Annotated in this window: 26 protein-coding genes; 17 read left to right on the forward strand and 9 right to left on the reverse strand. The window is 37.5% G+C overall.

The window, feature by feature from the left end; translation table 11 throughout:
• Positions 1 to 261 precede the first annotated feature (261 nt).
• The 12 genes from PP175_RS28250 to PP175_RS28305 all read left to right on the forward strand — a co-directional run bounded on the left by PP175_RS28250 (position 262) and on the right by PP175_RS28305 (position 12,321).
• Positions 262 to 690: a hypothetical protein gene (locus tag PP175_RS28250; RefSeq protein ID WP_272443546.1), complete on the forward strand. Its 429-nt coding sequence runs from the start codon at positions 262 to 264 to the stop codon at positions 688 to 690.
• 701 nt (positions 691 to 1,391) lie between these two features.
• Positions 1,392 to 3,275 carry a group II intron reverse transcriptase/maturase gene (gene ltrA / locus PP175_RS28255; RefSeq protein ID WP_272443547.1) on the forward strand — a complete coding sequence of 628 codons (1,884 nt, stop codon included), beginning with the start codon at positions 1,392 to 1,394 and terminating at the stop codon, positions 3,273 to 3,275.
• 261 nt (positions 3,276 to 3,536) lie between these two features.
• A complete protein-coding gene (locus PP175_RS28260) occupies positions 3,537 to 6,413 on the forward strand; it encodes an ATP-binding protein (RefSeq protein ID WP_272443548.1) in 2,877 nt (958 codons plus the stop codon).
• Positions 6,414 to 6,580: 167 nt separating this feature from the next.
• Positions 6,581 to 7,579, forward strand: coding sequence for a hypothetical protein (locus tag PP175_RS28265; protein ID WP_272443549.1), 999 nt, complete (start codon positions 6,581 to 6,583; stop codon positions 7,577 to 7,579).
• A 140-nt stretch (positions 7,580 to 7,719) separates the two neighbouring features.
• On the forward strand, positions 7,720 to 7,956 hold the full coding sequence (locus tag PP175_RS28270; RefSeq protein ID WP_272443550.1) for a hypothetical protein: 237 nt from the start codon (positions 7,720 to 7,722) through the stop codon (positions 7,954 to 7,956).
• A 74-nt stretch (positions 7,957 to 8,030) separates the two neighbouring features.
• Positions 8,031 to 8,564, forward strand: coding sequence for a hypothetical protein (locus PP175_RS28275; protein WP_272443551.1), 534 nt, complete (start codon positions 8,031 to 8,033; stop codon positions 8,562 to 8,564).
• A gap of 255 nt (positions 8,565 to 8,819) precedes the next feature.
• Positions 8,820 to 10,106, forward strand: coding sequence for an RNA-guided endonuclease IscB (iscB, locus tag PP175_RS28280; RefSeq protein WP_272443552.1), 1,287 nt, complete (start codon positions 8,820 to 8,822; stop codon positions 10,104 to 10,106).
• A gap of 636 nt (positions 10,107 to 10,742) precedes the next feature.
• Positions 10,743 to 10,901, forward strand: a complete 159-nt coding sequence (locus PP175_RS28285) for a hypothetical protein (protein WP_272443553.1) — start codon at positions 10,743 to 10,745, stop codon at positions 10,899 to 10,901.
• 205 nt (positions 10,902 to 11,106) lie between these two features.
• Positions 11,107 to 11,283 (forward strand): hypothetical protein, encoded by a 177-nt coding sequence (locus tag PP175_RS28290; protein WP_272443554.1) that lies wholly within the window; start codon positions 11,107 to 11,109, stop codon positions 11,281 to 11,283.
• Positions 11,284 to 11,302: 19 nt separating this feature from the next.
• A complete protein-coding gene (locus PP175_RS28295) occupies positions 11,303 to 11,542 on the forward strand; it encodes a hypothetical protein (protein ID WP_272443555.1) in 240 nt (79 codons plus the stop codon).
• A 158-nt stretch (positions 11,543 to 11,700) separates the two neighbouring features.
• Positions 11,701 to 12,126 carry a hypothetical protein gene (locus tag PP175_RS28300; RefSeq protein ID WP_272443556.1) on the forward strand — a complete coding sequence of 142 codons (426 nt, stop codon included), beginning with the start codon at positions 11,701 to 11,703 and terminating at the stop codon, positions 12,124 to 12,126.
• Between the two features lie 21 nt (positions 12,127 to 12,147).
• On the forward strand, positions 12,148 to 12,321 hold the full coding sequence (locus PP175_RS28305) for a hypothetical protein (RefSeq protein ID WP_272443557.1): 174 nt from the start codon (positions 12,148 to 12,150) through the stop codon (positions 12,319 to 12,321).
• A gap of 115 nt (positions 12,322 to 12,436) precedes the next feature.
• Here the strand turns inward: PP175_RS28305 and PP175_RS28310 are convergent, their stop codons facing one another.
• The 5 genes from PP175_RS28310 to PP175_RS28330 all read right to left on the reverse strand — a co-directional run bounded on the left by PP175_RS28310 (position 12,437) and on the right by PP175_RS28330 (position 16,946).
• A complete protein-coding gene (locus PP175_RS28310; protein ID WP_272443558.1) occupies positions 12,437 to 13,261 on the reverse strand; it encodes a transglycosylase SLT domain-containing protein in 825 nt (274 codons plus the stop codon).
• A 191-nt stretch (positions 13,262 to 13,452) separates the two neighbouring features.
• Positions 13,453 to 14,097, reverse strand: a complete 645-nt coding sequence (locus tag PP175_RS28315; protein ID WP_272443559.1) for a transglycosylase SLT domain-containing protein — start codon at positions 14,095 to 14,097, stop codon at positions 13,453 to 13,455.
• Between the two features lie 100 nt (positions 14,098 to 14,197).
• Positions 14,198 to 14,893 carry a hypothetical protein gene (locus PP175_RS28320; RefSeq protein WP_272443560.1) on the reverse strand — a complete coding sequence of 232 codons (696 nt, stop codon included), beginning with the start codon at positions 14,891 to 14,893 and terminating at the stop codon, positions 14,198 to 14,200.
• Between the two features lie 243 nt (positions 14,894 to 15,136).
• Positions 15,137 to 16,003, reverse strand: coding sequence for a hypothetical protein (locus tag PP175_RS28325; protein WP_272443561.1), 867 nt, complete (start codon positions 16,001 to 16,003; stop codon positions 15,137 to 15,139).
• Positions 16,004 to 16,148: 145 nt separating this feature from the next.
• On the reverse strand, positions 16,149 to 16,946 hold the full coding sequence (locus PP175_RS28330; RefSeq protein WP_272443562.1) for a hypothetical protein: 798 nt from the start codon (positions 16,944 to 16,946) through the stop codon (positions 16,149 to 16,151).
• 323 nt (positions 16,947 to 17,269) lie between these two features.
• Between PP175_RS28330 and PP175_RS28335 the strand changes: the two genes are divergently transcribed.
• The 4 genes from PP175_RS28335 to PP175_RS28350 all read left to right on the forward strand — a co-directional run bounded on the left by PP175_RS28335 (position 17,270) and on the right by PP175_RS28350 (position 18,713).
• Complete coding sequence (locus PP175_RS28335) at positions 17,270 to 17,461, forward strand: hypothetical protein (protein ID WP_272443563.1); 192 nt, start codon at positions 17,270 to 17,272, stop codon at positions 17,459 to 17,461.
• Positions 17,462 to 17,735: 274 nt separating this feature from the next.
• The gene (locus tag PP175_RS28340) at positions 17,736 to 18,140 is read left to right on the forward strand and encodes a hypothetical protein (protein ID WP_272443564.1); all 405 of its coding nucleotides are present in this window, start codon (positions 17,736 to 17,738) and stop codon (positions 18,138 to 18,140) included.
• 3 nt (positions 18,141 to 18,143) lie between these two features.
• Entirely contained in the window at positions 18,144 to 18,356 is a 213-nt protein-coding gene (locus tag PP175_RS28345; RefSeq protein ID WP_272443565.1) for a hypothetical protein, read from the forward strand.
• Between the two features lie 51 nt (positions 18,357 to 18,407).
• The gene (locus PP175_RS28350; protein ID WP_272443566.1) at positions 18,408 to 18,713 is read left to right on the forward strand and encodes a hypothetical protein; all 306 of its coding nucleotides are present in this window, start codon (positions 18,408 to 18,410) and stop codon (positions 18,711 to 18,713) included.
• Between the two features lie 476 nt (positions 18,714 to 19,189).
• Here the strand turns inward: PP175_RS28350 and PP175_RS28355 are convergent, their stop codons facing one another.
• The 4 genes from PP175_RS28355 to PP175_RS28370 all read right to left on the reverse strand — a co-directional run bounded on the left by PP175_RS28355 (position 19,190) and on the right by PP175_RS28370 (position 22,902).
• Positions 19,190 to 19,507, reverse strand: coding sequence for a hypothetical protein (locus PP175_RS28355; protein ID WP_272443567.1), 318 nt, complete (start codon positions 19,505 to 19,507; stop codon positions 19,190 to 19,192).
• Positions 19,473 to 20,405: a hypothetical protein gene (locus PP175_RS28360; protein ID WP_272443568.1), complete on the reverse strand. Its 933-nt coding sequence runs from the start codon at positions 20,403 to 20,405 to the stop codon at positions 19,473 to 19,475. The genes PP175_RS28355 and PP175_RS28360 overlap by 35 nt, the downstream gene beginning before the upstream one ends.
• A 104-nt stretch (positions 20,406 to 20,509) precedes the next feature.
• A complete protein-coding gene (locus PP175_RS28365) occupies positions 20,510 to 21,451 on the reverse strand; it encodes a PDDEXK family nuclease (protein ID WP_272443569.1) in 942 nt (313 codons plus the stop codon).
• Between the two features lie 293 nt (positions 21,452 to 21,744).
• A complete protein-coding gene (locus PP175_RS28370; RefSeq protein ID WP_272443571.1) occupies positions 21,745 to 22,902 on the reverse strand; it encodes a glycyl radical enzyme family protein in 1,158 nt (385 codons plus the stop codon).
• Positions 22,903 to 23,182: 280 nt separating this feature from the next.
• Between PP175_RS28370 and PP175_RS28375 the strand changes: the two genes are divergently transcribed.
• Positions 23,183 to 23,488 (forward strand): hypothetical protein, encoded by a 306-nt coding sequence (locus PP175_RS28375; RefSeq protein WP_272443572.1) that lies wholly within the window; start codon positions 23,183 to 23,185, stop codon positions 23,486 to 23,488.
• Positions 23,489 to 23,612: the final 124 nt, after the last annotated feature.

The raw sequence follows: 23,612 nt of genomic DNA on the forward strand, positions 1-23,612 counted from the left end.
TTCTCCTCCTATATGTAGTGCATGTTTTCTTTTGGACACGCTATATCTTGCTTCTAAAGTCAGCCTATCATACATATATGTAGTAGTCAAGCATTTTTTACAAAATATTGATAACCCGAGGAAATTTTTAGCAGTATTGTCATCGCTGTTTCGCTTATAAACCATCAAATTTTTTCTATAATAGTACAAACAAAAAGGATAGGCAACAAACTTTTTGTTAAATAAACAGGTTTATTTTACTTAAAAAGGAGAGATTTATTTATGGCACAGGCAAACAAACAGGTACAAATTGTGGAAAAGGAACAACTTTCTCTTTTTAACAACGCAACAAAAGAGTCATCTGTAAAAGTATTGGTTAGTTCCGTAACAGGAGATACGAAAGAAAAAATTTCGTATGGGCTTTCTTTGATAACAAGGAAGAAACCATTTGATGGTGAAGAAGAACTGATTTATCCTATTTCGTTAAAGTATGGGCATAAAGATTGGAACGTCCTCTCAGCACTTCGGGAGTTATTGTCTAATATGCTGGATACGAAAGCCAAATACGAGACGGAATATGTGGATGGCTATGCCGTGATTCGTGACTTCGGAGAAGGGCTTCCCAAAAAAGCGTTTATCTTTGGTGAATCGAGTCGAGATGATTCCCAAATTGGACAATTTGGGGAAGGGTGCGTAACGTTCCTGCGTTAATCTGATGGGAAACCGTCAATAAAGCGCAGGCAACCTTACTTCTTTAATAAGGTTGAACTCTATACTGGAATTAGCAAGGGGAAGTTCCTTGCATGAGGATGTAGCGAGCCATTATCCTACCCTAATCCTCCGACATGCGTTGCAGAATGGATTCCGTGATGTGTGAAGCTCGGTGAAGTATGCGAAAAGCAATCCTGTGATGGTAGCGAAGTAGTATGGGGGCTATAAAATTACTAAGGTGACGTGAGGAATCTCTGTCGTAAAAACTCGAAACGAATGGATAGTCGAATAAGAAGATTATCTGCCTCAGAAATGAGGTTCTAACATGGATATAGTAGTCCTTCGTGCTATGTCTGTATTATGCCAGAAAAGGCATTTTGGTCTGCACCCGCTCGCATGGGTAAAAGGCTGTTAGACGGGTTAGAGGAGACACCTACGGTAATATGTAAAGCTACGGTATAGGGAACGTTAGAAGCCAGGAAGAACCGAGAACAATCCATTGTTCGTTTGAGGTCTAAACAGGAGGAAATGACTGTTGAATCTTGGTGACAGCAGGGCGTAGTAGTGTTGAAGCAGGGTAATTCCTGTGGAGCGAAGGCCCATAGTCAAGTTGAACTGTTATCTTGTTAACCTGTTAGGGAAGGCGAAGCCATACCTGACGCATACCAATAATCCACCTCTTTATCAAAGGAGGCGATATTATGGTACAGCAATCTAACTATCTAACACCACAAACAGAGCAACAACTACGAGATTTAATTGATAGCTTCTATGCCAAAAGCAAAGAACACTTCAATACAGGTAAGAAAATCTCATTTGGTGGACTATTGGAAATCATCTGTTCACCAGTAGTTATCCAAACAGCTATTCACAAGGTTAAAGCCAATCAAGGTTCTAAAACACCTGGTAGTGACAAGAAGACAATAAGGGACATCTTAGAAAAGCCGTTCCCAGAGGTCATTAATACTTTTCAGAAACACTTCCAAAGTTATCGTTCAAAACCCGTTAGACGGGTACACATTGATAAGCCTGGAAAGACAGAAAAGAGACCGCTTGGAATACCTACCATTGAAGATAGGATAGTACAAGAATGTGTAAGAATTGTAATTGAGCCAATCTTAGAAGCTCAATTCTATCAACACTCATACGGATTTCGACCACAAAGAGATGCCGAACATGCCATATCAAGGATTGCTCACATAGCCCATAGCACCAACAACAATTGGGTTATTGAAGGAGACATTAGTAAATTCTTTGATAACGTGAATCACACTGTCCTAATTAGAAAGTTATGGGATATGGGCATTCACGACAAAAGGGTTCTAATGATTATCAAACAAATGTTAAAAGCAGGAGTTATGAAAGAAAAGTTGGTAAACGACTTAGGAACTCCACAAGGAGGTATCATCTCCCCTCTCTTAGCAAATGTTTATCTAAACTCCTTTGATTGGTTCGTGGCAAACGCCTGGGATAATAAGAAGACAACACACCACTACAAAAGTAGAGATGCAAAGTTTAATATGCTTAAAAAGCATACAAAACTTATACCAATCTTCCTGATTAGATATGCAGATGATTGGGTTGCCTTCACAAACTCACGGGAAAATGCAATAAAGTGGAAGAATATCATTGAGAATTACCTTAGAGATAATCTCAAACTTAAACTTTCCAGAGAAAAGACGAAGATTACAAACGTCAAGAAACAACCGATTCACTTCTTAGGATTCACCTATAGACGAGTTAAGGGAAATTCAAAAGACGGATGGATAAGCAGTATTAAACCAGACGAACAGCGGTTAAAAACAAAAGTTAAGGATATCCTCAAATCAGTTAAAAAGATTAACGGACATCCTACAACCGAAGGAAGAATATACCAACTTAACTTAGTGAATTCCAAAATAAGAGGTGTAATCAACTACTACTCTATTGCTACAAAAGTAAGCAATATTATGAGGAAATATTCTTGGATTATAAAAACAAGTGCTATCCATAGAATTATCAACCGAAGAGGCGGGAAATTGGTTAAAGCCAATGAATCCGACAATCTAAGGCATATCCACCAACATTATACAACGAAAGAACCAGCATTTGTCTATGAAGGGCGTATAATTGCACTAACGGATTTAGCCTTTTGCGAATGGAGAATGGGGAAAATGAAAAATCAAGACGAAACCCCATACTCTGCAAACGGAAGAAAGCTACATCGTGAGCGAACATTAAAGAAACCGTTAAATGCAAGGTGTGATACGATAATGTCAGAAAATCTGGCAAAAATAATAGCATTCAACAAAGGATTCGTATGGAGTCCTAAATATAACTTTGAATATTTTCTAAACAGAGCTTATGCGTTCAATAGAGACAAAGGGAAATGTAAAATTTGCAGTGAATATCTCGATGGTTACAATTTGCACACACATCATATTCATCCTAAACTTCCAATGGAACTAATTAATAAGGTGAACAACTTAGCTTCCTTATGTAAGGAATGTCATATTAAACTACATGATGGCAATACCCATCTAAGTGAACTAAATAGCAAACAATGGAAAAAAGTACTGGTGTATAGAGAAAAGTTAGCAGTATAACAGGTAAAGAAAGTTAGCCATGCTTTCGCAACTTGATGGAACGCTGTATGCGGTGAAAGTCGCACGTACAGTGTGAAGCGGGGGAAAAGGGATTCCAAACGGAAAAGCAAAAGCTTTAGACGTGGAATACCCTTACCTATCGCTATCTTAAAAATGGCATTTATTACCTTACTTCGAAACAATCGGAGTGTATGGGTAGAAACCGTTGGATTCACCGTAGTCATTGAAAAGGTTGATTCCCAAAAATTTGAGAGTTCGATTATGAAACTACGTTTTCTGCCGAATGACAGAAAACCAGAAGACGGTACGGAAATTTTTGTTCAATGTAGCCAAGAAGAATTGGATGAATCGAAAAGGCTTTTTTTATCCTTAACGGAATTGGATAAAGTTGACCAAAATGTGTACCTACCAGCAGGAGATATTTATATCTTGGGGCTTAAGACGACGAGGCTTCCCAACACCTTGTTCAGCTATAACATTGAGGACAAGCGATTGACCAATCGGGACAGAAACATCGTCGAAACTGCCAAATTACAGGAAAACATCGTAAAAATCTTACGTGAAGCGAAAAACCAGAAATTAATTCGGGAATACTTGGCTTCTTTTAAGACGAATCCTACGGCATATGAATACCAGCTTTCGTTCTTACCTGATAAAAGTAAGATAGAAAATTGGAAGAAGGTATTGAGCAAATTGTATCCAAAGGCTGTTGTGTCTTCGGATATGAAATCTGATTTATATACAACCGCAATGGGTTATACGGTGTTGCGTAACATCCCTTACAACGTTCTGCAGGTATTAAAGTATCTTGGACTTCAAGACAGTAGTGTGTATGCCAGGGATTATAAAGGAGAAGCTCTTCTCGATAAAAACAAACTAATCTTTCCAGTTTCCGAAGATTATGTTGGCAATTGGACAAGAAAGGAAGCCATTCGAGAATTTATTGCAAACTCTCTGGATGCAGGCGATAAGGTTCGCATCACCCATAATGGAACCGAAACCAGAATCTCCGATAACGGGACGGGTATCATGAAAAAACATTTCATTTTTGGGGTGTCGCAAAAAGGAGACGGTGCAATTGGACAATTTGGCGAGGGTATGAAAGTTGCCTTCCTGGTATTAGCTCGTTCAGGTTCACCTGTAAAGATTGAGAGCGTAGGCTATACCTATGAAGCCAAGCTTGAATACAATGAAGAGTTTGGTGTCAAATTGTTGGTCATTTACTTTGAGAAAAACAAACGTTCCAAAGGTACTTCTATTGTATTTAAATCGACTCAAGAAGAACTGGAAGAGGCAAAAGGAATGTTTGCTCAATTTCAAGGTTCTAGACGGAAGAGCATTCAATTGCCTGAAATGGAAGTTTTCCTGGATAAACCAGGTGTTGTGTATTCCAATGGACTGGAAACCGCTAAAATTGAAGCGATTTTTAGTTACAACGTAAAAGACAAAGGCATCGTGATTACACGGGATAGAAATGCGGTGGATACGTATAAACTTAATGCTTTGATTGAACAATTCCTAGCCAAAACAAGCGATGAATCTGTAATTGAAACGTTTTTAACAAAGTGGCAGGAAAAAACGGGTTTTGCGGAGTACCAAGCACAATTTTATCCAACCAACGATGCTGTTTGGAAGAAAATCGTGAAGAAAGTATTTCCGAAAGCGTGTTTTGCCGTGGATGGTTGGGATAATGAAGATTTCATTGCCAAGCAAGCTGGTTACACTTTGTTGCGAAATGTTCCGTATTCCGTTCAAAAAGTACTAGAGAGAAATGGTATTGAACGGGCAGATAAAATCGCAAGGAAATACAAAGATAAAGGAATCCTTTTAGGAGACCGATTGGTTTATCCGATTACCAAGGAGTACGGAAATCAATGGACAGTAATTGATGCCATTAAGGAGTTGATTGCCAATTCATTAGATACGCATACTCGTTGCAGTATCAGCTATAAAGATGGGGTTATCAGCATCAGTGACAAAGGAGATGGACTTTCTCGACAAAACCTCTTGTTCGGTAATTCAACCAAGACCGACGACCAAATTGGAATGTTTGGTGAGGGGTTGAAGATGGCATCTCTTATACTTGCCCGAAATAATCGTTCATTTAAAGTGGTAACGAAAGGATTCGAATACACCGCTACGATTGAACGAGATACGCAATATCATGCGGATGTACTGGTAATTCACTTATCTAAAAGCAAGAAACGAGTGGGTACGGATATTACTTTTATAGGAGCCGAAAAGGAACTAAATCAAGCTAAAAACTTCTTTTTGGAGTTCAACAAAAACTTTAAGGACATGTCAGGAGGTATCTACACACCAGGTGGGAACCTATTCGTGAATGGCGTGTTTGTTCAACACATCGATAGTCTATTTAGCTACAATCTTCTTTCGGCAAAAGAACTCATGTCACGAGACAGAAAATCGGTGAACATTGAGAAAGCCAAAAGTATGATGGCAACGATGTTGTCGATGACCCAAAACAAGAAAGTCATCGAAACGTTTATCACGGATAGACAATTTGAAAAGATGGAACACCAGTTGTCGCTCTATCTCACTGCTCCATCCAAAGCCACATGGAAACAAGTGGTGGACAAAGTTTATCCGAAATCTTGTTTTGCTACAGGTACGGATTACGACGGGGTAGCGAGAGATAAAGGATACGAACTTATTCTGAGCCTGTCTCAAACGTTAGTCAGCGTCTTATCTTCGCTTGGTATTCAATCGGCGGATAAAGTGGTGACATTAAAGGGAGACGAAAATGCGATTAAAAAGAGATTCGACCCCAAAAAACTTTCAGTAAAAGGAAAGAAAAGATGGGAAAAAGCCAAAGAGTTGTTTTCCAAACTCTATGGGGTGCGGCTTTCGAATCGAATTGAATTGGTTGCGGAATTTAAATCAGACGTTGTCACGGACTCTACGTGGGGATTATACAATTGGACAACCGATTTGGTCTATGTATTGGCTGAATTGGTAGACGATGTTGAAGCCCACCCGTTCGATGAATTAATGGGGGTATTGATTCACGAGCAGGTACACCGTCAATCTGGTGCTTATGACCGCACAAGAGAATTTGAATTTGCACTAAGCATGGAGCTAGGAAGAATAGCGGGTCTATTCTTCAAGTTCGCAAAATAACAAACTGTAAGGGAAGGGGATTATCCTCTTCCTTTTTTATTTATAAACATCTATATTATAATATTGACTAAAGTCAAAACAATAGTTATAATGACAGAAGTAGATACATAGGAAAGCTAATGGGCTTTCTTCTCATATATACACTAATTAATAGGAGTGATTTATTCATGAAAAATAAGCCTTTGCTCTTAACCCTAGCAGTTACGGCAATGGTATCGGTAGCGGGTTGTAGCACGGCTAAAACGACTACCGCTCAACCCGCCTTTACTGCACAAGAAGAAGCGACCTATATGAAAACATTTGGGACAGAGGTATTGAAGCCATCTGCACCATCTGTGATTGAAAAAGAATTACAAAAGAACATCACACGGTTGAACAAACAGGATGCATCCAACGCTGTGGATGGACTTCTCTATGTTATCCACCAGCAAACACCTAATTTAAACAACAAAATTCAGGGGCTTCAAACGGTATTGACTCAATACGATAAACAGGGTGTTAATTTAAATGACCCCAAAGCTGTAAACACGATTCAAGATGCCACACTAAAAGCATTCCTCAGTGAAGTGCATGCTAATCGTTTCATTATCTCCCCGACAGGCAATCAATACCTGGCAAGACCTGATGTGAAGTGGGTCTTAGATAACTACGGTAAATATATGAATGATGATTTGAAGGCAATGGCAATGTTTAGCCTGGAAGAAAACCAAAAACCATTCTTCAATAAAGATGCCAATTCCTTTGATATGAACCTGGTCGCCCAACGTATCATTGAAATAGAAGGCAATATGAAGAAGTTCCCAAAATCTTTCTACCAGCAAGCCATGCAAAACAGCAAGAACTATTACTACCAAGTTTACTTTGGTACAAACAATAGCTTCTTGGTAGATAAAAATAATAAGGTACTTCCGCAAATCATTCAAAATTATCACGATACGGTGGCTAAATACCCTGATAGTCAGTTAGCCAAGGATTTGAAAGCCTACTTTACGAAACTTAGTGCCACAGGCAACAAAGTAACACCTGATGTCAATGTGTGGCTGTTGGATTTAACGAAAACACAAACACTTGACGAATCTAGTCTGAATACCGCAAACAACAAAAAAATCGCCAACCAACAACTGAACAATTCCATTCAGCAGGCAATTAAAGCCAACCAAAAATAAGGCATGACCAGAAGAGGCTCTCATACTTTGTATGCAGGGTTTCTTTTTTGTCTTATATATCTGTTCCTTCTTGAATACGATATAGAAGTTTATATACAACAGTCGTTCTTTTGAACACAATTAGGAAGGGGTTTTTTGTTATGGTGCAAACACAATTTGAATTAGGTAAACAACTGTATCACGATTGGAGAATAGCTGAAACGGATAACATCCATCAAAAAATAAGAGAGTTAGGTAAGGAAAATATCCTATTCGAAGAAATTAAATTAGGATTCATCTCAGAAAGGTGCAATTTTTTATTTAAAAAAACGGATGAGGAAGATGTTGAATGTTTCTATGGTGCAATGGATGAAGTGGGAACCCAATATTGGGCGTGAACCAAATGGGCGTTCGGTAATGAGCATAACCATTTAGTTAGCTCTCAAGTTGATAGTGAAAAAGGGGAGAAACAATGAGTAGAAGTCATGCTTTCTACATGGATTTTGAGGTTAAGGAATTTTCAAGCAGGTTATTGGATTTGGTTCAAACCATTGTGGATAAGAATCGTGAGTTGGTTTCGGAATACAAGATAGACAGGGAACATGTCCTGGTAGCCTTTCCTACTACTCGACCCGCCCATTTTCACATCACAACAAGAAAAGAGGATGCCATATTCACGATTTTAGATAAGGCTCTTTTTTCATTTTCTAACTATTATCCAGGCAGACATAATCTTCTGTTGTGTCAGTTAGCCTTAGTGGTGAAATATCAGTTAAAGGAGAAGTTTTGTATCACCTCAGATGACTGGAGCAATGGATTCGTTGGAGGTGATTGGAGACAAGCACAGGAAATCGTCAATCAGATGGGTTTGGATATCAAAATGATAGAAGAAGAGGATGAAATTGCTTGTTATATCGATAATCAGAAGGTCGAAAACGAATTTGACAAGGATAAGTCGATTTTTAATCAGCTATTTAGAATCACGCCTATTTCAAGTGAAGATTAATTCCTGAATTGGTCATAAACCACACGCTTAAAAGCGTGGGCTTGTAAAAGCCTTATTATGACCAGACCAAGCGGTGCAAATCCGCTACGTTGATGGGGTCATGACACCAACGGATGCTTCTACAGTCCGTTGCTTCTGTCGTTTATCGTTAAAAGACTTGGGTGGTACGAGTCGGTGCGGTAAGCTGAACAAGCTCTTTCAACATGGTCGAGTAGAATGTTACCGCCTTCGGGCGAGGAAAGGAGTAATCCTATTATGGTCTTTGTCTTAGATACCAATAGAAAACCATTAGACCCTTGTCATTCAGCCAAAGCAAGGAAACTATTAAAACAAGAGAAAGCCAAAATTTTCAAAAGGTATCCATTTACCATTATTTTGAATGAATCAATTTCCACAAAGGCACAAAATTATCGTTTAAAAATTGATTATGGTAGTCGCCATACAGGGCTTGCCATTTTACAGCAAGATAAAGTTGTTTTTATGGCACAATTACATCACCGTTCCGATATTACAGAGCTTTTGGAAAAAAGAAAGGCTTATCGCAGACGCAGACGTTCCAAGAATTTGCGATATCGTCCACCACGTTTTGTTAATCGTAAACGGAAAAAAGGTTGGGTTCCCCCTTCCTTACAAAGTCGTGTCCATAACATTGCAACATGGGTGAACCGATTCCAAAAAATCATTCCCCTTACTGACATTTCCTATGAAAATGTCAAGTTTGATACGCAACTATTACAAAATCCAAGCATAACGGGTGTGGAATACCAACAAGGAACGTTGATGGGCTATGAGGTGCGTCAGTATCTCTTAGAACGATATCATCGCACTTGTGCGTATTGTGGCAAAACGAATATTCCGTTGGAAGTGGAACATATTCTTCCAAAATCAAGAGGAGGCTCCAATCGTTTAGATAACCTAACCATTGCTTGTCATGACTGTAATCAACGGAAAGGGAACCAAACAGCAGAGGAATTTGGGTTTCCCCACGTCAAAGGAAATGTTGCCTTTTTTAAAGATTCTGCCGTTGTCAATGCGACACGTTGGAAAATTTATGGAATATTACAAGCAACGGGGCTATCTGTGGAGTGTGGCACAGGAGCAAGAACCAAAATGAACCGTATTGCCATTGGACTTCCAAAAGACCATCACTATGATGCGTGTTGCATAGGAGAATCGACACCCCCTTCATTGCAATTGAAAACAAATCAAGTATTGCACATCAAAGCAAAAGGTCGTGGCTCTCATTGTCGCACGAATGTCAATCAATTTGGGTTTCCAAGAGGATACCTGATGCGACAAAAAACGGTATTTGGATTTCAAACTGGCGACATGATAAAAGCTATTGTTCCAAAGGGAAAATACAAAGGTACGTGGTATGGCGAAGTTGCTTGTCGCAAAACGGGAAGCTTTGATATTAAAAATAAAGAGGGCAAACGAATCGCCCAAGGAATCAACTATAAACATTGTCAAATCATTCAACGATTTGATGGGTACAGCTATCAGTTGCAGGAAGCAAAGGCATCGCATTCCTCCCATGCCTAAAGGCGATGGGCTTCCTGCGACTAAGTTCTGTGATTTATGCAATCGTCGATATTGGGCGAACGCAGAGTTTGAATTGAAAGAAAAGCCGAAGGATTTGTATGTTGGAAGAAATCGGACAACGTATAAACAAGTATGTAAGCATTGTATGAATCCAAAGGATAGAAAAGAGAAAGCCATTGGTTGATTGAATCAATGGCTTTTTACGTGGGAAGATAACTTCTAATAGTTTAGTTAGATACTTTTAGGAGGTTCGTATGTGCCTGAACCTAAAAAGTGTCCCTTTTGTCTAAATGAGTAAGTTCTACTGGTTTGACGATATGGATAACCTCCTTCTAAGTCGGTTTCTTTTAATAAAAAAGATAGCTACCGTCCTCACAGTAGCTATCTTTTCGGAGTGTGATGCTTATGTCTTTATATGATAATCAGTGGAGGGTTTGATTATTCTATGGGATATGTGTAAGCCTGTGTTAATAACCTATACCTGGTCTGAGATGATACGGGTTTTTGAATCCATGAAAAAAGGCGTTTTGGTCATTTAAAAAATATTTTATAAGAACAATAACATAAACTATTGTTTATAGTCAATATATATCGTAAAATAGGAGAAGGAAAGCGTAAGAGGAAAAGAGGATAAAAATGAAAGAATATGAGTATACCTGTGTTGAGATTTATGAGTGGGGTGCTAAAAAAGACAGTATCATTCAATCCTACATAGATAAAGGATGGATATTGTCTTCCGTTTGGTTGGTGGTTCATTTTCTAATAAGGGAAAAAGGACTAGCGGTACTATCATGAGGAGACAAATGGGTTGGCTTAACGTGGACACAACGGAAAAGTTTTTAAAACATCTTGTATGGTCTTCTCATGCCACCTACTATCTAGCATACAGAGAAGGCAGGATAACGGTAGGACAATATTGGAAGTTCGTTTCGGATTTGAAGCAACTTTGCCTACAGTACCACTTAGAAGATACTAACACAAAATGAAAGGAATATCTGAAATGAGTGAATGGGAGTCTTTTGGATATCTTACGGATGAACCTTGCGAGGTTTGCGGTAAGGTTGGTGACAATAGGCAGGAACCAAGATTTCTCTATACCGTGTGTGAAAAACATCAAGACGTTCCGCCTACAGAGGTAGCAAGAATACGAAATATGCAGGAAAAATCAACCAAATAATCAGGAAAGAGGGAACATAATGATGCCGCAAAAAGGAAAACTTCAAATGACAAAATCATCAATGTTTGTGGGGTTCACGGTTTACTTAACAAATAACGAAGAAGAAACGGTTTATGTAGAAGTCAAAACCAACGAGGATATAGAGCGAGTTTTTAGTCAGTATTTTAAAGGAAATTGGTATGAATTGTTCAAACACAAGACCATTGATACAGATGATATTGAGAGCGTCTCCTTTTCTGATATACGGGCAAACGGGTAAGATGAAAGCGAGAATCGGTTTGATTTGTTGCTTTTCACAGGTATCTCGTCATCCATGTCTGTCAATATCAAACAACTTTCCGATGAAAGTGTGCAAAAACTCGCAGAAATTCGAGCAATCGTAAATAGATAGAGTTCCTTTAGGAAGAGGGTGTGCAGGTGACCAGTTATTTCATACGGGAGATTGCGACATTGCTCTTTGTGCCGTGTTTTCTTTCAGTTGGTATCTATTTACATTGGAAGAATCCCAAAAACATGCTAGATACATTTAGAAGCCGTACAGCGAATTGGAAGCGGGGTGGTTATATAGCCTTTTTCGTCTGTATGCTTGGCTTGTACATTGGAGTAACGCAACCTGAACGTCAACTTTTTTATGATATTCCGAACTTTATTAATGGAAAATATGAAGTTGTTGTGGGAAAACCCATCTTATATCAACAGGAACCCACTCATTTAGCAGTTTTCCTGGTACAGAATAAAAAAGTCAGGGTAGCTACTGATACGGTAGATGCAGGGAAAACATATAAATTTGAAGTTCTTCCTCATTCAGGATTAGTGATGAATTGGGTTGATGAAAAAGGTTAATTGAGAGGGTTCGCAAAAAGAATGAATCAAATAGATGAACTGATAAAAATAACAGAACAAATACGGAATTTAACAGAAGAACAGTTTGAATCGTTAGTTGAACAATTGTTAAAGTTATCTCCTACTATCTCGAATGAAAAAGAATTTCGAAACACGATGAGAAGATGGTACACAGGATACCGAGCCAAACCATAAGTGGATGTTTTGGATAGAGAGGTGTTAAGTAAAGTCGGATATCTAGCAATTGATTAGGCTATGTAAATATGTAAAAAAGCACGAGGTATATTAAAACATACTTCGTGCTTTTTTATTACAGGTAAAAACAATGATTGATGAAGGAAATCGATTCTCCCATTTGGGTAATATAGCGAGTTGCCTCTCCATTGTGACGATAGCCCTCAATGCCTTCGTTATAACTACTCCACACAGCCTTGTCCAGTTTTGCACCTGTTAAACCTTTGCTACCCCAAGTTTTATAAAGGTTTGACAACATATAGGTTCCCCAATTGATGTTGATGTACGGATTAAAAGCACTATTGTCTGTGTGTAAAACCTTAGCTAAATGTAGATGATTCTTCTGGTTAATTTGAAATAAACCATAATCATTGGTGCTATTGAGTTCATTTGGGTTAAAACGACTTTCGTGATGAATTAACGCCAAAGTTTTTTTGTAATCCAACCCTCGTTTTTTGCAAAGCTTATACAAATATTCCTGTTGTGCTTTTGGCATTGGAATATGTGGATTATAAGTGCTCTGGTTGGAAGGTTTGGCTTTGCCTAAATGAATGGTCTTTGTTGTAGGCTTGTCCACGGGGTGATAAACAAGATTATTGAATTGAACCTGTGGAGTTGTTGCGGTTAGGTTCTTAACTGCAGAAGTCTGACCTGTAACATGTTTGATATGTTTGAGATTTTTTGTTTGTGCCGTTACCTTTTTGGATTGTGGTTCAGATGCGTAGCTTTTATATAAAGAAACACACGAAAATACAAGTCCAAAAGTGATAACCGACAACAAACTTAATGCTACACGTCTTCTACGATAATAAATTTTCCCAATTCTTTGTTTCTGATGAAGTACCCTTTTGTATTTCTCTCCAAGATTTTCATACGTAGGTAAAAAACTCTCCTTATTCAATTTTCTTTCCTCCTCATAAGTAAAAGCAAACTTTTTCCTGTTTTATATAAAATGGTATGTAGTATCATATGCGAGGGTGGGAAAGTTAATAAAAAGCAAAAGAGAGTAGGGCAGATTCGAAAGAAAAAAGAAAACTACAAAAGAATGAAAATCAGGCTCTTGTAGTTTCCTAAGAGGTGTTGGGAATTGGACTAGAATAGACGATTAATTTCAGCTAAATGAGTTCTTACATGTTGGATATAGGAATACATTTTCCCATATTTTTTAAAACCATAAAGACCTCGATTATAACTGCTCCAAACATAATCATCTAACTGGTCTCCTTGTATCCCTCTCTTGCTCCAATACGTATAGAGATTGGAGAGTTCATACGTACCCCAATTGATATTGATGTAGGGGTCTAACGGTTTGACAGGCGTGCCTAATGCTTGAGCATAATTCGTAAAGTTCAATCGATTGATTTGAAACAATCCATAGTTACCAGCACAAACACTATTTGGGTTGAAGGTACTCTCTGTCTGGATAATCGCCAATGCTTTTCGATAATCCAAACCTCTCTGTTGACACAGTTTGTATAAATATTCTTGGTACTCTTTTTTCATAGGAATCTTGCTATTGTAAGGGTTTGTGTTTGTCGCCTTTGCAGTCTGTGCATAGGATACGGTTGTCACCGTAGGCAAAACAACGGATGTAATGAGAGTTAAAGATGCGATTGACACAAGAAATTTGCGTATAAGTCTTTGGTTTAGTTTTCTTTTGACTTTAACAATTTCTTCGCTTCCCTGTTCCCTTTTCAATACTGCTGGTTCAGATTGATACAGGTGGGAATATTTCATTTGGACACTCCTCCTTCATATAACTTGTGGTCATCATTCAGCTAATAAATATGAGAAAAACTACAAAGCAATGGTGAATGCCATCACCTTGTAGTTTTGTTTAGGAAAAATTCACCACTACTTGATTTTTGATAGGGTCTGGAACCATCTTCATATCTTCCGATATTTGGACACGAGTTTGAAACGCTTGATAGATGCTTAAATCCTCAAATAGTTTTTGGATGGTGGCTTCTTTTTGTTGCTGTGATAATCCTGTGGTAAAATCTATCACAAGCATGACATTTTCTACTTGTCCTATTTTTACTCCTACGATAAAGACTCGATGGATAAGTTCGAGATAATTTTGTTTGATGCTATCCAGTTCAAGTTTCATTTCAGGTAGATTCGGAAGAATGCCAAATTCTATAGGCAAACCTTCTGGAATCTTTTGTTTTGAAATGGTTTCTTTTTTGATGAATGCGTTGTACATATGTTGTACTTCTTGCATCTGCGTATGAAAAGCGAATTCACAACCAAAGTTCATCATTAATAAAGGCGCACCACGAAATGCCATATCCAGTGTAAACCCAAGAAACTCCTGTAAAGGTACTTCATGGCGAGCAAGTTCCCGTGGGTCTTTGTTCTCCGCCGCTACTTTACGAAAAATCTCAAAATGTTCATGGTCGGTAAAAGCAAAAACAGTAGGCGTTTTGTTTATCTCACCAATAAACAGAGCAGGGGTTTTTACATCCTGAACGGTTTGCGGTTTTTGAATAGCAAGAATCACTTTTTCTAAAGAAAATACTTTTGTCCACAATTGACGCCATCCCTGTTCAAAGGGAAGTTTCTGAGATTCCTCAACCGTCTTGTCCCAATGATTCAAATAAAAAACTCCTTTCAATTTGTTTTATTATAATAAAGTTACAGTAATATAGTCTATTTTACTATAAATATTGACTAAAAACAATTAAAACGGGATTAAAATTGGATTTGATTATCGCTTATCACACGACAAAAAAGCACAGCAGATAAAACATTACTGTGCTTCAAACCTTGTTTTCTAGTAGGTAAAAGTCTCTCGTCTCGTAATCGCATGAGGAAGAGAATCAGAATACTTCCAGGTGAAATTGTTGCTTTTTACATCTTCATTCTTCTGGTAAAAATAAATTTCGGTCTGTTTGATGTTATTGTTTATGTTTTTGGTAGAAGAAGAGATGTCTTTGGCTACCTTATACATCACGGTGTCTGCTGTAGACAGTGTAGATATAATATCTAGTTTAACCTGTTGATTGGTAAGGTTGGCTTGTACTACGTTGTAGTCAATCACATCGGATGTGGTAGGTTGAGCATTCTCCTGATAGGTACGAGTTAATTCACCTTTATAAAGTTTGTTATTCATAGACACGGTTGCCTGAACAGAGTATTGAATGGTTACGTTTGCTTTGTTTCGTTCATTTATCTGTTTAGCATGCGAAATGATTTCTTGGTTTTTCACATCCTTTTTATTGATTTTTACATCCATCTTCACTGCATTTGGCTGTTCTTTCTTATGTAGTAGCTGAAAAGAAGGAACGGAAGCTTTTGCAGGGGATTTATTTAGGTTAAGATGAATCGAGGGTTGTGTACGCTCTTTTGGAGGTACATAAGCTGCCAGTTGAGAAGGCGGAACTTGCATGACGAGTTTACTTTTTGTTTGTAAATAAGTTGAAACGTGTTTGCTTTCAGTCTGTCCTTTTTTCAATTCAGAAGGTAAAACGGGTAGTGCAGGAGTTATTTTAGTCGGAATAATTTTGTTGTTTTCATTTTGGATTGTGGCTTGTTTGGTTAAAGCATGCGAAGCCAATGGAAAACATCTCATTAGAATCACGACAAACATAACCGCTGTCACAAGAATAGCCGTAACCAATTTTTCCTTTTTGTTTAACACGTATCTCTCTCCTTTTATCACCTTGTTTTGTTTTTTTACGTTTCAAACTGTTAGAAAACCAACTCCTTGTCCGTGTTTATTTTTTTATCTTATTCAGTTGAGATGGATTGTATCAAAATGAAAAAGACATGGAGGGAACCATGCCTTAGAATGTACCATATGAATGGATGACGAGCACATTGGGTTTTGAAGTCGAATAATCTGCGGATGATTCTTTTTTAGCATAATCATCTGGTTGAGAATAAAAAGTAAGGTCAGTTTGTTGTGTTTCTGGATTGGCGTTTCGTATCAACGTAGAGATAACTTGCGAAAGGTCTTCTAGGTCAGACAAACCAGACGTATTTGTAATCACATCGGCACTTATGGCATGATTACCCGATGAACTCACTTGAACTATGTTGTATGTTCCCTTTGTTTTAATTTTTTGGATGGATTTTTGGGAAACAAGCACATGATAACTTTTAAGTTCTAATTCAGGTACGGAAGAATGAGTAAGGTTTAAACTGTGTGTAAGACCGTGCACGTATCCGCCATCGTAATTCTGTTGAAGTGTTTTATCAAAAGCTCCTTTATTGTTAAATACATTCAGGTTAACAGAACCCATCGCTATCCCTTTTTGAAGATTTGTATTCGCAAGGCGGTAGACTTCTTTGCCAAGGGTTTTGACCTGGTCATCCGAAATTGGCTTATCTACCAGAATATCAAAGAATACGGTTTTCGGTGTATCCTGTGTTAGGATTTGTTGATTTCGTAAGACTTTATAGGATAATCCCAATAAATTTTCGTACGTTTTGGAATTAAAAGTGGTGGATTTTGTATAAAGGGTTTGTTTAGCAGATGGGGTGGTGTTAGGTGTGCTTTTATTCATCGCAAAAATGGAACCTGCCCCGCCTAAAACAACAAGGACTATCACACCTATCCCTATCACTTTTTTCTTATCCACTGAAAGGCTCCTCTCTCTGACTACTAAATTTCACATTAATCATATGAAAATTATATAATAGTGTAGCACAATGGTAAAGTAATTTTTACATAATAATAATATTAAACTAGGTCACTAATAGCAATTGTGGTACAATATAAACGATGAAAAAATGAATGTTGATTACATAAGGAAGGGATTTAAAAATGAAAGTAAGACCTTGGAAAAAAAGGGAGGTCTTTTCCTGACTGCTTTTTATTAAAGACGATATAGGAAAAGAAGTAGCGTACACCGATGAATTTGAATTGCATCTATTCATGATGTTTAAGAAGGGAGCGGATGATATGTCCATCGATTATAGGCAAAGCGTTGCGCAACCAGGAGAGAGAGACAAGAATTTTGAAATCTGTCATACGAAAGGCTGGATTCTAGAAGAGGCACATTCTTGCATTAAACTGTATAATAAAAAGCACAACTTGATTGATAAGTTTGGCGGTCATCTTTCTTTAAATCAATTCTTAGTCGGTAAAAAATAAAATTTTATTGACAATAGACAAAATAAGATTTATACTTTTCTTGTGTCCATAATTTTTCACCTCCGTTCAGGGGCGGGTAGGCAAATAAAAATCGCTCTAAATCCCGATACTGAAATTCGTTAACGAGACGACGAATCCCCTGAACAAAGACAAAGGCATCTGCTTATGAGAGCGGGTGTCTTTCTGTTTATTTGCGAATTGGTAAAATTAAATTTACAAAATGATTAAAATAGAATATAATTAGTGCCAAAGTAGGCGGTGAAGGAGATAGGTTATGAGAGTTCAAATGGAAATGTCAGAGAGACAAGCTAAGATAATGATAGAGGCATTGGATTTGTTATCCCGTATTGGGACAGGGCAAGTTGATGCGATTGAGCAAATGCTATTCAAGATGGGTATCATGCCTGATATGCAAAAACGAAACGAAGCGGAGGATGCTTTAAAACAGCTAAAGTCTGCTTATTTTCCTGCACTACAAGGTAATGCCTCATACGGAATTTTTAATGAACAGACACCAGATGAAAGCAAAGTCAGTTGGGATATGATTCAAGTAGCTCGCAATAAAATAGCGTGGCATAAAAATCCAAAAGGTGGATTCACCGTTGATTTTAATACACCGATGCCAAGTACCAACACAGAAGAACTTATTCGAGTAGACATTATTAGCGAAGAGAAATAAGGAGTGGTAGAAATAAAGATTACAGGCACGACGAAGAAGCAGGTAAGGAAATTAATCTCACCTCTAATAAAAGATATTGAACAGCTTAAAGAAGATTTAGGCAAAGTATCCCATCCTTCTGCTAAATCGGCAATTCAAGAAGTTATCGAAAGCAAACAAGAATTGCTTCAAGCATACAAGAATTATGTTGGTGAATGGCAATCACTTAATGAATGATACGTCTGTTGGATACATGAAAAACAGAATATAAAAGGAAGTGGGTACGATATGTCAGTTCCAAATACAGGATTTAACGACAAAATGACAGATGAAATGCTAAGTCTATTGGATGGTTTTACAGAAGAGATGGAAAAAGAATACCTTTACTGTGATGAACAGTATGAAAAATTCAAAAATTCGATAGTTAAGTTACCTCATGTTAATGAGCGTGGAATTAATGTAGTTCATGGATGTAATATGATGTTCTACAGACTCTCACGTTATTGGTTAGTTAGGCGTGATGCTACAAAAGATTATCTATCTAAAGAATTTATTCAAAAATATGATGTGGACACTATCTTACACCACAAATAAGTAATTTTCTATAAATTCAAGTTTTGATAAGGAGTTAATGAATGCAAAGTAACTCACCAGTGATGGTTGTGATTCATAATGACAGAGAATATGTAGACGGTTATGCATTAGCACTATCTTACAGGATGAGCATTGAAAGACTTTTATCAGTTTTCAAGGATGGAAATTTCTAAATGGTAAAACCTTAGATTTCCACATCAAAGTTACATACCCGTTTAAAACATGGTCAAACATAGGTAGGGGCTTGTCTGTTTTTAAATTTAGGATAATGACATACAATATAGTGTAAATGAAAAATTTCATAGCCTAGTGCTTTGCTTGAAAGGAATGACGGGATTCTATGGGGATAGATGAAAGCCAGGAATGGAGAACAGGTATAAGGTTGTGGCAAAGGAAGAGATATCGGGGGGTATGCTCTTTTTTTGTTGTCTTTTTTAAGACACTCTTTGAAGTGGAGGTCATACAAAAAAAGACTCCTAGATGGAGTCCTTAATAGATACTATTGGTACAAAGAAGAGCATCGTTTTCCCATTTGATTCTACCTGCGGAATACGTTGGAGGATTTGCACCAGATAAGTGAAGTGCTCTTTGTCATTTACCTGGTACAATTCGTCTTCAAACAGGATGTGAGAAAAGGCGTAAATCGCCTCTTCTACACCCATGCAAAGTTCGTTCGAGGGAAATTTCCGTTTGAAAGAACAGAGTTTTTCATACAGTTCTTTTTTAACTTCTAGGATTTGTATGTCCTTTGTCATCCGATTAACGAACAGGGCAGATACCGTTTTCGCAACCATCGTTACCTAAATCCAGTTCTGTTTCAGCTTTTTCAAAACGAGACAGAAGGGAGGCATCGAATGGTTTCATTTCTGCTTTACGTTTGAGGTATTCTTCTTCCGTAATTTCTTCATATGGCATCAAAGGATAACTCGCATCATCAGCAGGAAGGAAAGACACAGCTACGATAGAATCCCAATTGTCCCAAACCCATTGTTCTGCTTCCTCCCATTCATCGGCTTTTACTGTAACCGTAATGGATGTGTTGTGCTCTGTGTAGCACTCTTGGAACATTTTATAGGTTTCTAATTGTTCAATGGCGGAGACTTGTGACTTTGTAACTTTAGCGACTGATTTAACAGGGAACTCTACAACTAACGTACTAGCATCTAACCAGGTTTGTCCCGCTTCAGGGAAGACTGGATAGCCAAGTGCCATTACCACTTTTGCCAATGGGTCTTGTGCGGAAATACGAACTCTGCGGATATAAAAAGGAGCGTGACTTCTGTGAGCACCTGAAGAAACGGTAGGAAGCTGGCTTAACGAGCCTTCTGGTTTCACAGTCGTGGCGAGTTTGCTTGAATCTACCCCTAATTGTTCGGCATAGGCATCAACCGTGTTTCGAACAATGCTTTTTAATTTTTTAAGCAGTTTGCGCTGTTCTGCCACGGATAAACCAACAGCATCCACCATATCGAAGTAACCCGTCATGGAACAACCCGTAAGGTGGTCAGCTTGTTGTTGGGCATTCCACGAGGCGATTTCAAGTTCAATAAGCGTCATGCGGAACGAAACTCTTGCAGACAATTCGAAGGCACGGTATAATTTCTTTTTATTTAATTTACCATTTTCAACAAATGCCAACATATTGACTGTAGTCAAATTACATAAGCCGCGATTTGCAAGTAAGATTTCCAACTATTATCGTATCAGCTTTTTTATCTGATACTTCTGGAGGTTTCTCCTCATTTTCTCTATACCTTGCTCATATAGGGGATACAATAGGTCAATTCCTATTCAGGTTAGCATACATTTTGTAACATGTTCTTTAAGTGAATTAGAAGTTCTTTTCTACCTTTATCTTTACCGAATATAGCTTTTGATATTGTTCGTTTATCTTTAATTCCAAATTTAGTTTCAATTTCACTAAATAGTGGAGCTAATGTTCCAGAAATCTTGTTTAGTGGAGTTTCAATGATTAATTTTTTATTTTTAAAGCTCCATTCATAAACGAACTTTTTAATAATTTCTAAGGTTTCTTTAGAATTTTGCTTTGTTTTATTTGCTCCTATTGGACTATTAAATTTATGAGCACAATCTAAGGAACAAAATCTTCTATTCTTGTATCTTTCATATTTAAATTCTGAACCACAATATTCGCATTTCCCAATAGCTTGTTCAACTTTTTTTCCTCTAACGGAAGCGAAGTTATTTTTTCTATTGAATTCAATTAATTTTTGAGTTATTTCTTGTTTATAGGAAGGGTTTTGAAATCTTTTTTTAGCTTTATCAGAAATAATTTTTTTCGTACTCTCTTTGTGGTGAATACCATACATAGGATTTTTTTGTCCATATATGTCTTGCCAATTAAGAATGGCATGATATTCTTTAATCCACATTTGTTTAGCTTTGTTATATCTGAATGGCATTTCTTTCTGATATAACTGAACTATTTCTTTGTATCCTAAAAATTCAATTTCAATTTGATATTCGTTTTTAAATTCTTTTAATTTTTCTCTTCCCAATTTCCAATTTCCTTCCCCTTTGACTTCAACTATTTTAGTTAAATTTCCATTGATATCAAAGATAAAGAAATCAGGTTTGTAACGAAAGTGTTCTAACTCAAAAATTTTAATTTCGTATTTCCATTTAATATTGTGATAATCAAGATATAAAGCATAAGCAAATTCTAATGAACTTCTTAAATATATTCCGTTATAATATCCGCTATACCCTCTAACCAAATTACATCAACCTCCGTATGTTAATAATATATCATACTCGATTATTTGGCTAATTATTAGAAAAGAATACATGTTACTCGGACACTCGTGGGGATATTTTATATCTCTTTAAAAGAGTTTCAATCCCTATGCTTTACGGTGAGTCAGAGTTTTTAAACTCTGCTTTACCTCGGTATTACCAACTATCCATTTTCAGGACTTTAGGTTCTCTTAGTCAGTGTATTCGTCACTCCACTTTGACCACTCAAAGCTTCATCGCTCTTATCTAACTGATACCGATTTTGTCCGATTTTTTACATGAGCCAAAACCGTTTAGCACATGGGTTTAATCCCGCAAAATCTTTGCGTCTTTTTCGTCCAGCTTCTGCATTAACAAAGCCTCGTTCACCTGTAAATCGCATGTTAACGAAGTTCTGGTGAAGTTGTTCTCTGGTTGGTTTGGTTTCGTAAAAAATGGAGTTATTGCTCATTCTCCTATGAGATATTTCTTTGTTTTCTACCCAATTTCCATCTGAGTCTTGGCTGTACATATCGTTTTTAGCATGTTCGATGTCCATATCAAATTCTGAAGCCAAGTTAATTTGTGAACTTCTGCGCACGCCACCCGAAACTACGTTTTCGGCTATAATGTTGGAAATATCAAGTGCGTCGATTGGCTTTAGCTTTCCCGTTGTACGCATCATTACTTTGTGGATTTTCTCAAACATGGTTTTTAGACTGGTGAATCCACTCGAAGTTCCGCCGAATCGGGCGAGACGCTCCCCTTTTCCTCTTACATTATCGAAATTAACAATAATTTTTTTGATGTTGCCATAGAGAAAAGAGGTGAGGATTTTAAAGTACATATCGAGTGCGGAAACCCAGCCCTCCTTGGAATCACCCACAATGATGACGGCTTTATCGCCTTCGATTTTTAGACTGGTAAATTCACGTCTGAATTTCTTTGGAATGGGGCGGTAGTTTTTAAAAATAAGGTCTACGCCTGTCCGAAAAGCAGGGAATTTCTCCGTGTCATACGGCATGGTACGAAAACCAACGCCTGAACCAATCATGAGGAGGTAGAAAATTTCACCAAACGCTTCAAAGCTGTCTGGAACGAGGAAAGAACAGTTGAAGTTGGAGATAGGGAAGAGTTCGGCTACGTCTGTGCCTCCAACCCAAAGTGTCCTTCCGCTTGGAAATTGACGAAGATGGAACATGTTATCAAACAATTCTTCTGCTTCAAGGCTTAACTTTTCTATGTCAGCGTCCTTATTTACTCGTGTTTCTAGCCCTATATTGTACTCAATCGCCCTTTTAATTGTTTCATCCCATCGTTCTCTTCTATTTTCGTGTTCCAAATAACGGCTGTATGTGCGAACATAGACAAATTCACCAAGCTCAGTAAATGGAACTCTTTTGTTTTGAAATGTGCTTAAAAATTCATCAGATAAAAATTTATGTTGAATCATATTGACTTTAAACCTCCTCTAATTTTTGTGGATTATATCCTATGCAAATTGAAGAGGTTTACAACTGTATCGAAACAAAATCGGCGTGGTAACAATGACAAACAACAACTAAGGGAATATGTAGAAATTGGATAAGGAATAATCTTAAATAGAAGAAAAACAGGAAATGCTTAACGTTTATAGAACGTATATTCTTATATTCAGTTTTATAAAAATATCAAACTTACACCAACTTTGATAAAAACATCAAACTATTAGGATTGAAGGTCGGGTCTCGTATATGGCAAATAAGAATATAAATTGGGAAAAAGCCTGGTTAGATTTAGAAAAAGAAATCAAAGGGGCGATTCATGTACTAAGCTCCAAAAAGAGGCGGGAGAAGGAACTACATGTATTGTTAGAAGTTCAAAAAACCATGAGGGGATTAAAAAGAAATCACTGCAACAAAGAGGAGACACGTAAAGTGCCAGATAAAAAAGGCGGAAAATCAACAGTTACGATGCAAGTAAAACGAAGGACATCCCGTAAAAGAAAAAAGAAAGGGATAGGGGATAAAATTTTAGGATTATTTGGAGTGGAGACATAAAAAAAGACCAGCGAACTCATAAGAGCACGGGTCTTTTTTACACAGATTTGGTCTTCTTCATTAGAGATTAACTCCCTTCATTGAAGGATAGGACTCTATATGTAGTGGCTAATGCTGTTACATC

The sequence above is a fragment of the Aneurinibacillus sp. Ricciae_BoGa-3 genome (assembly GCF_028421645.1).
GTDB lineage: Bacteria > Bacillota > Bacilli > Aneurinibacillales > Aneurinibacillaceae > Aneurinibacillus_B.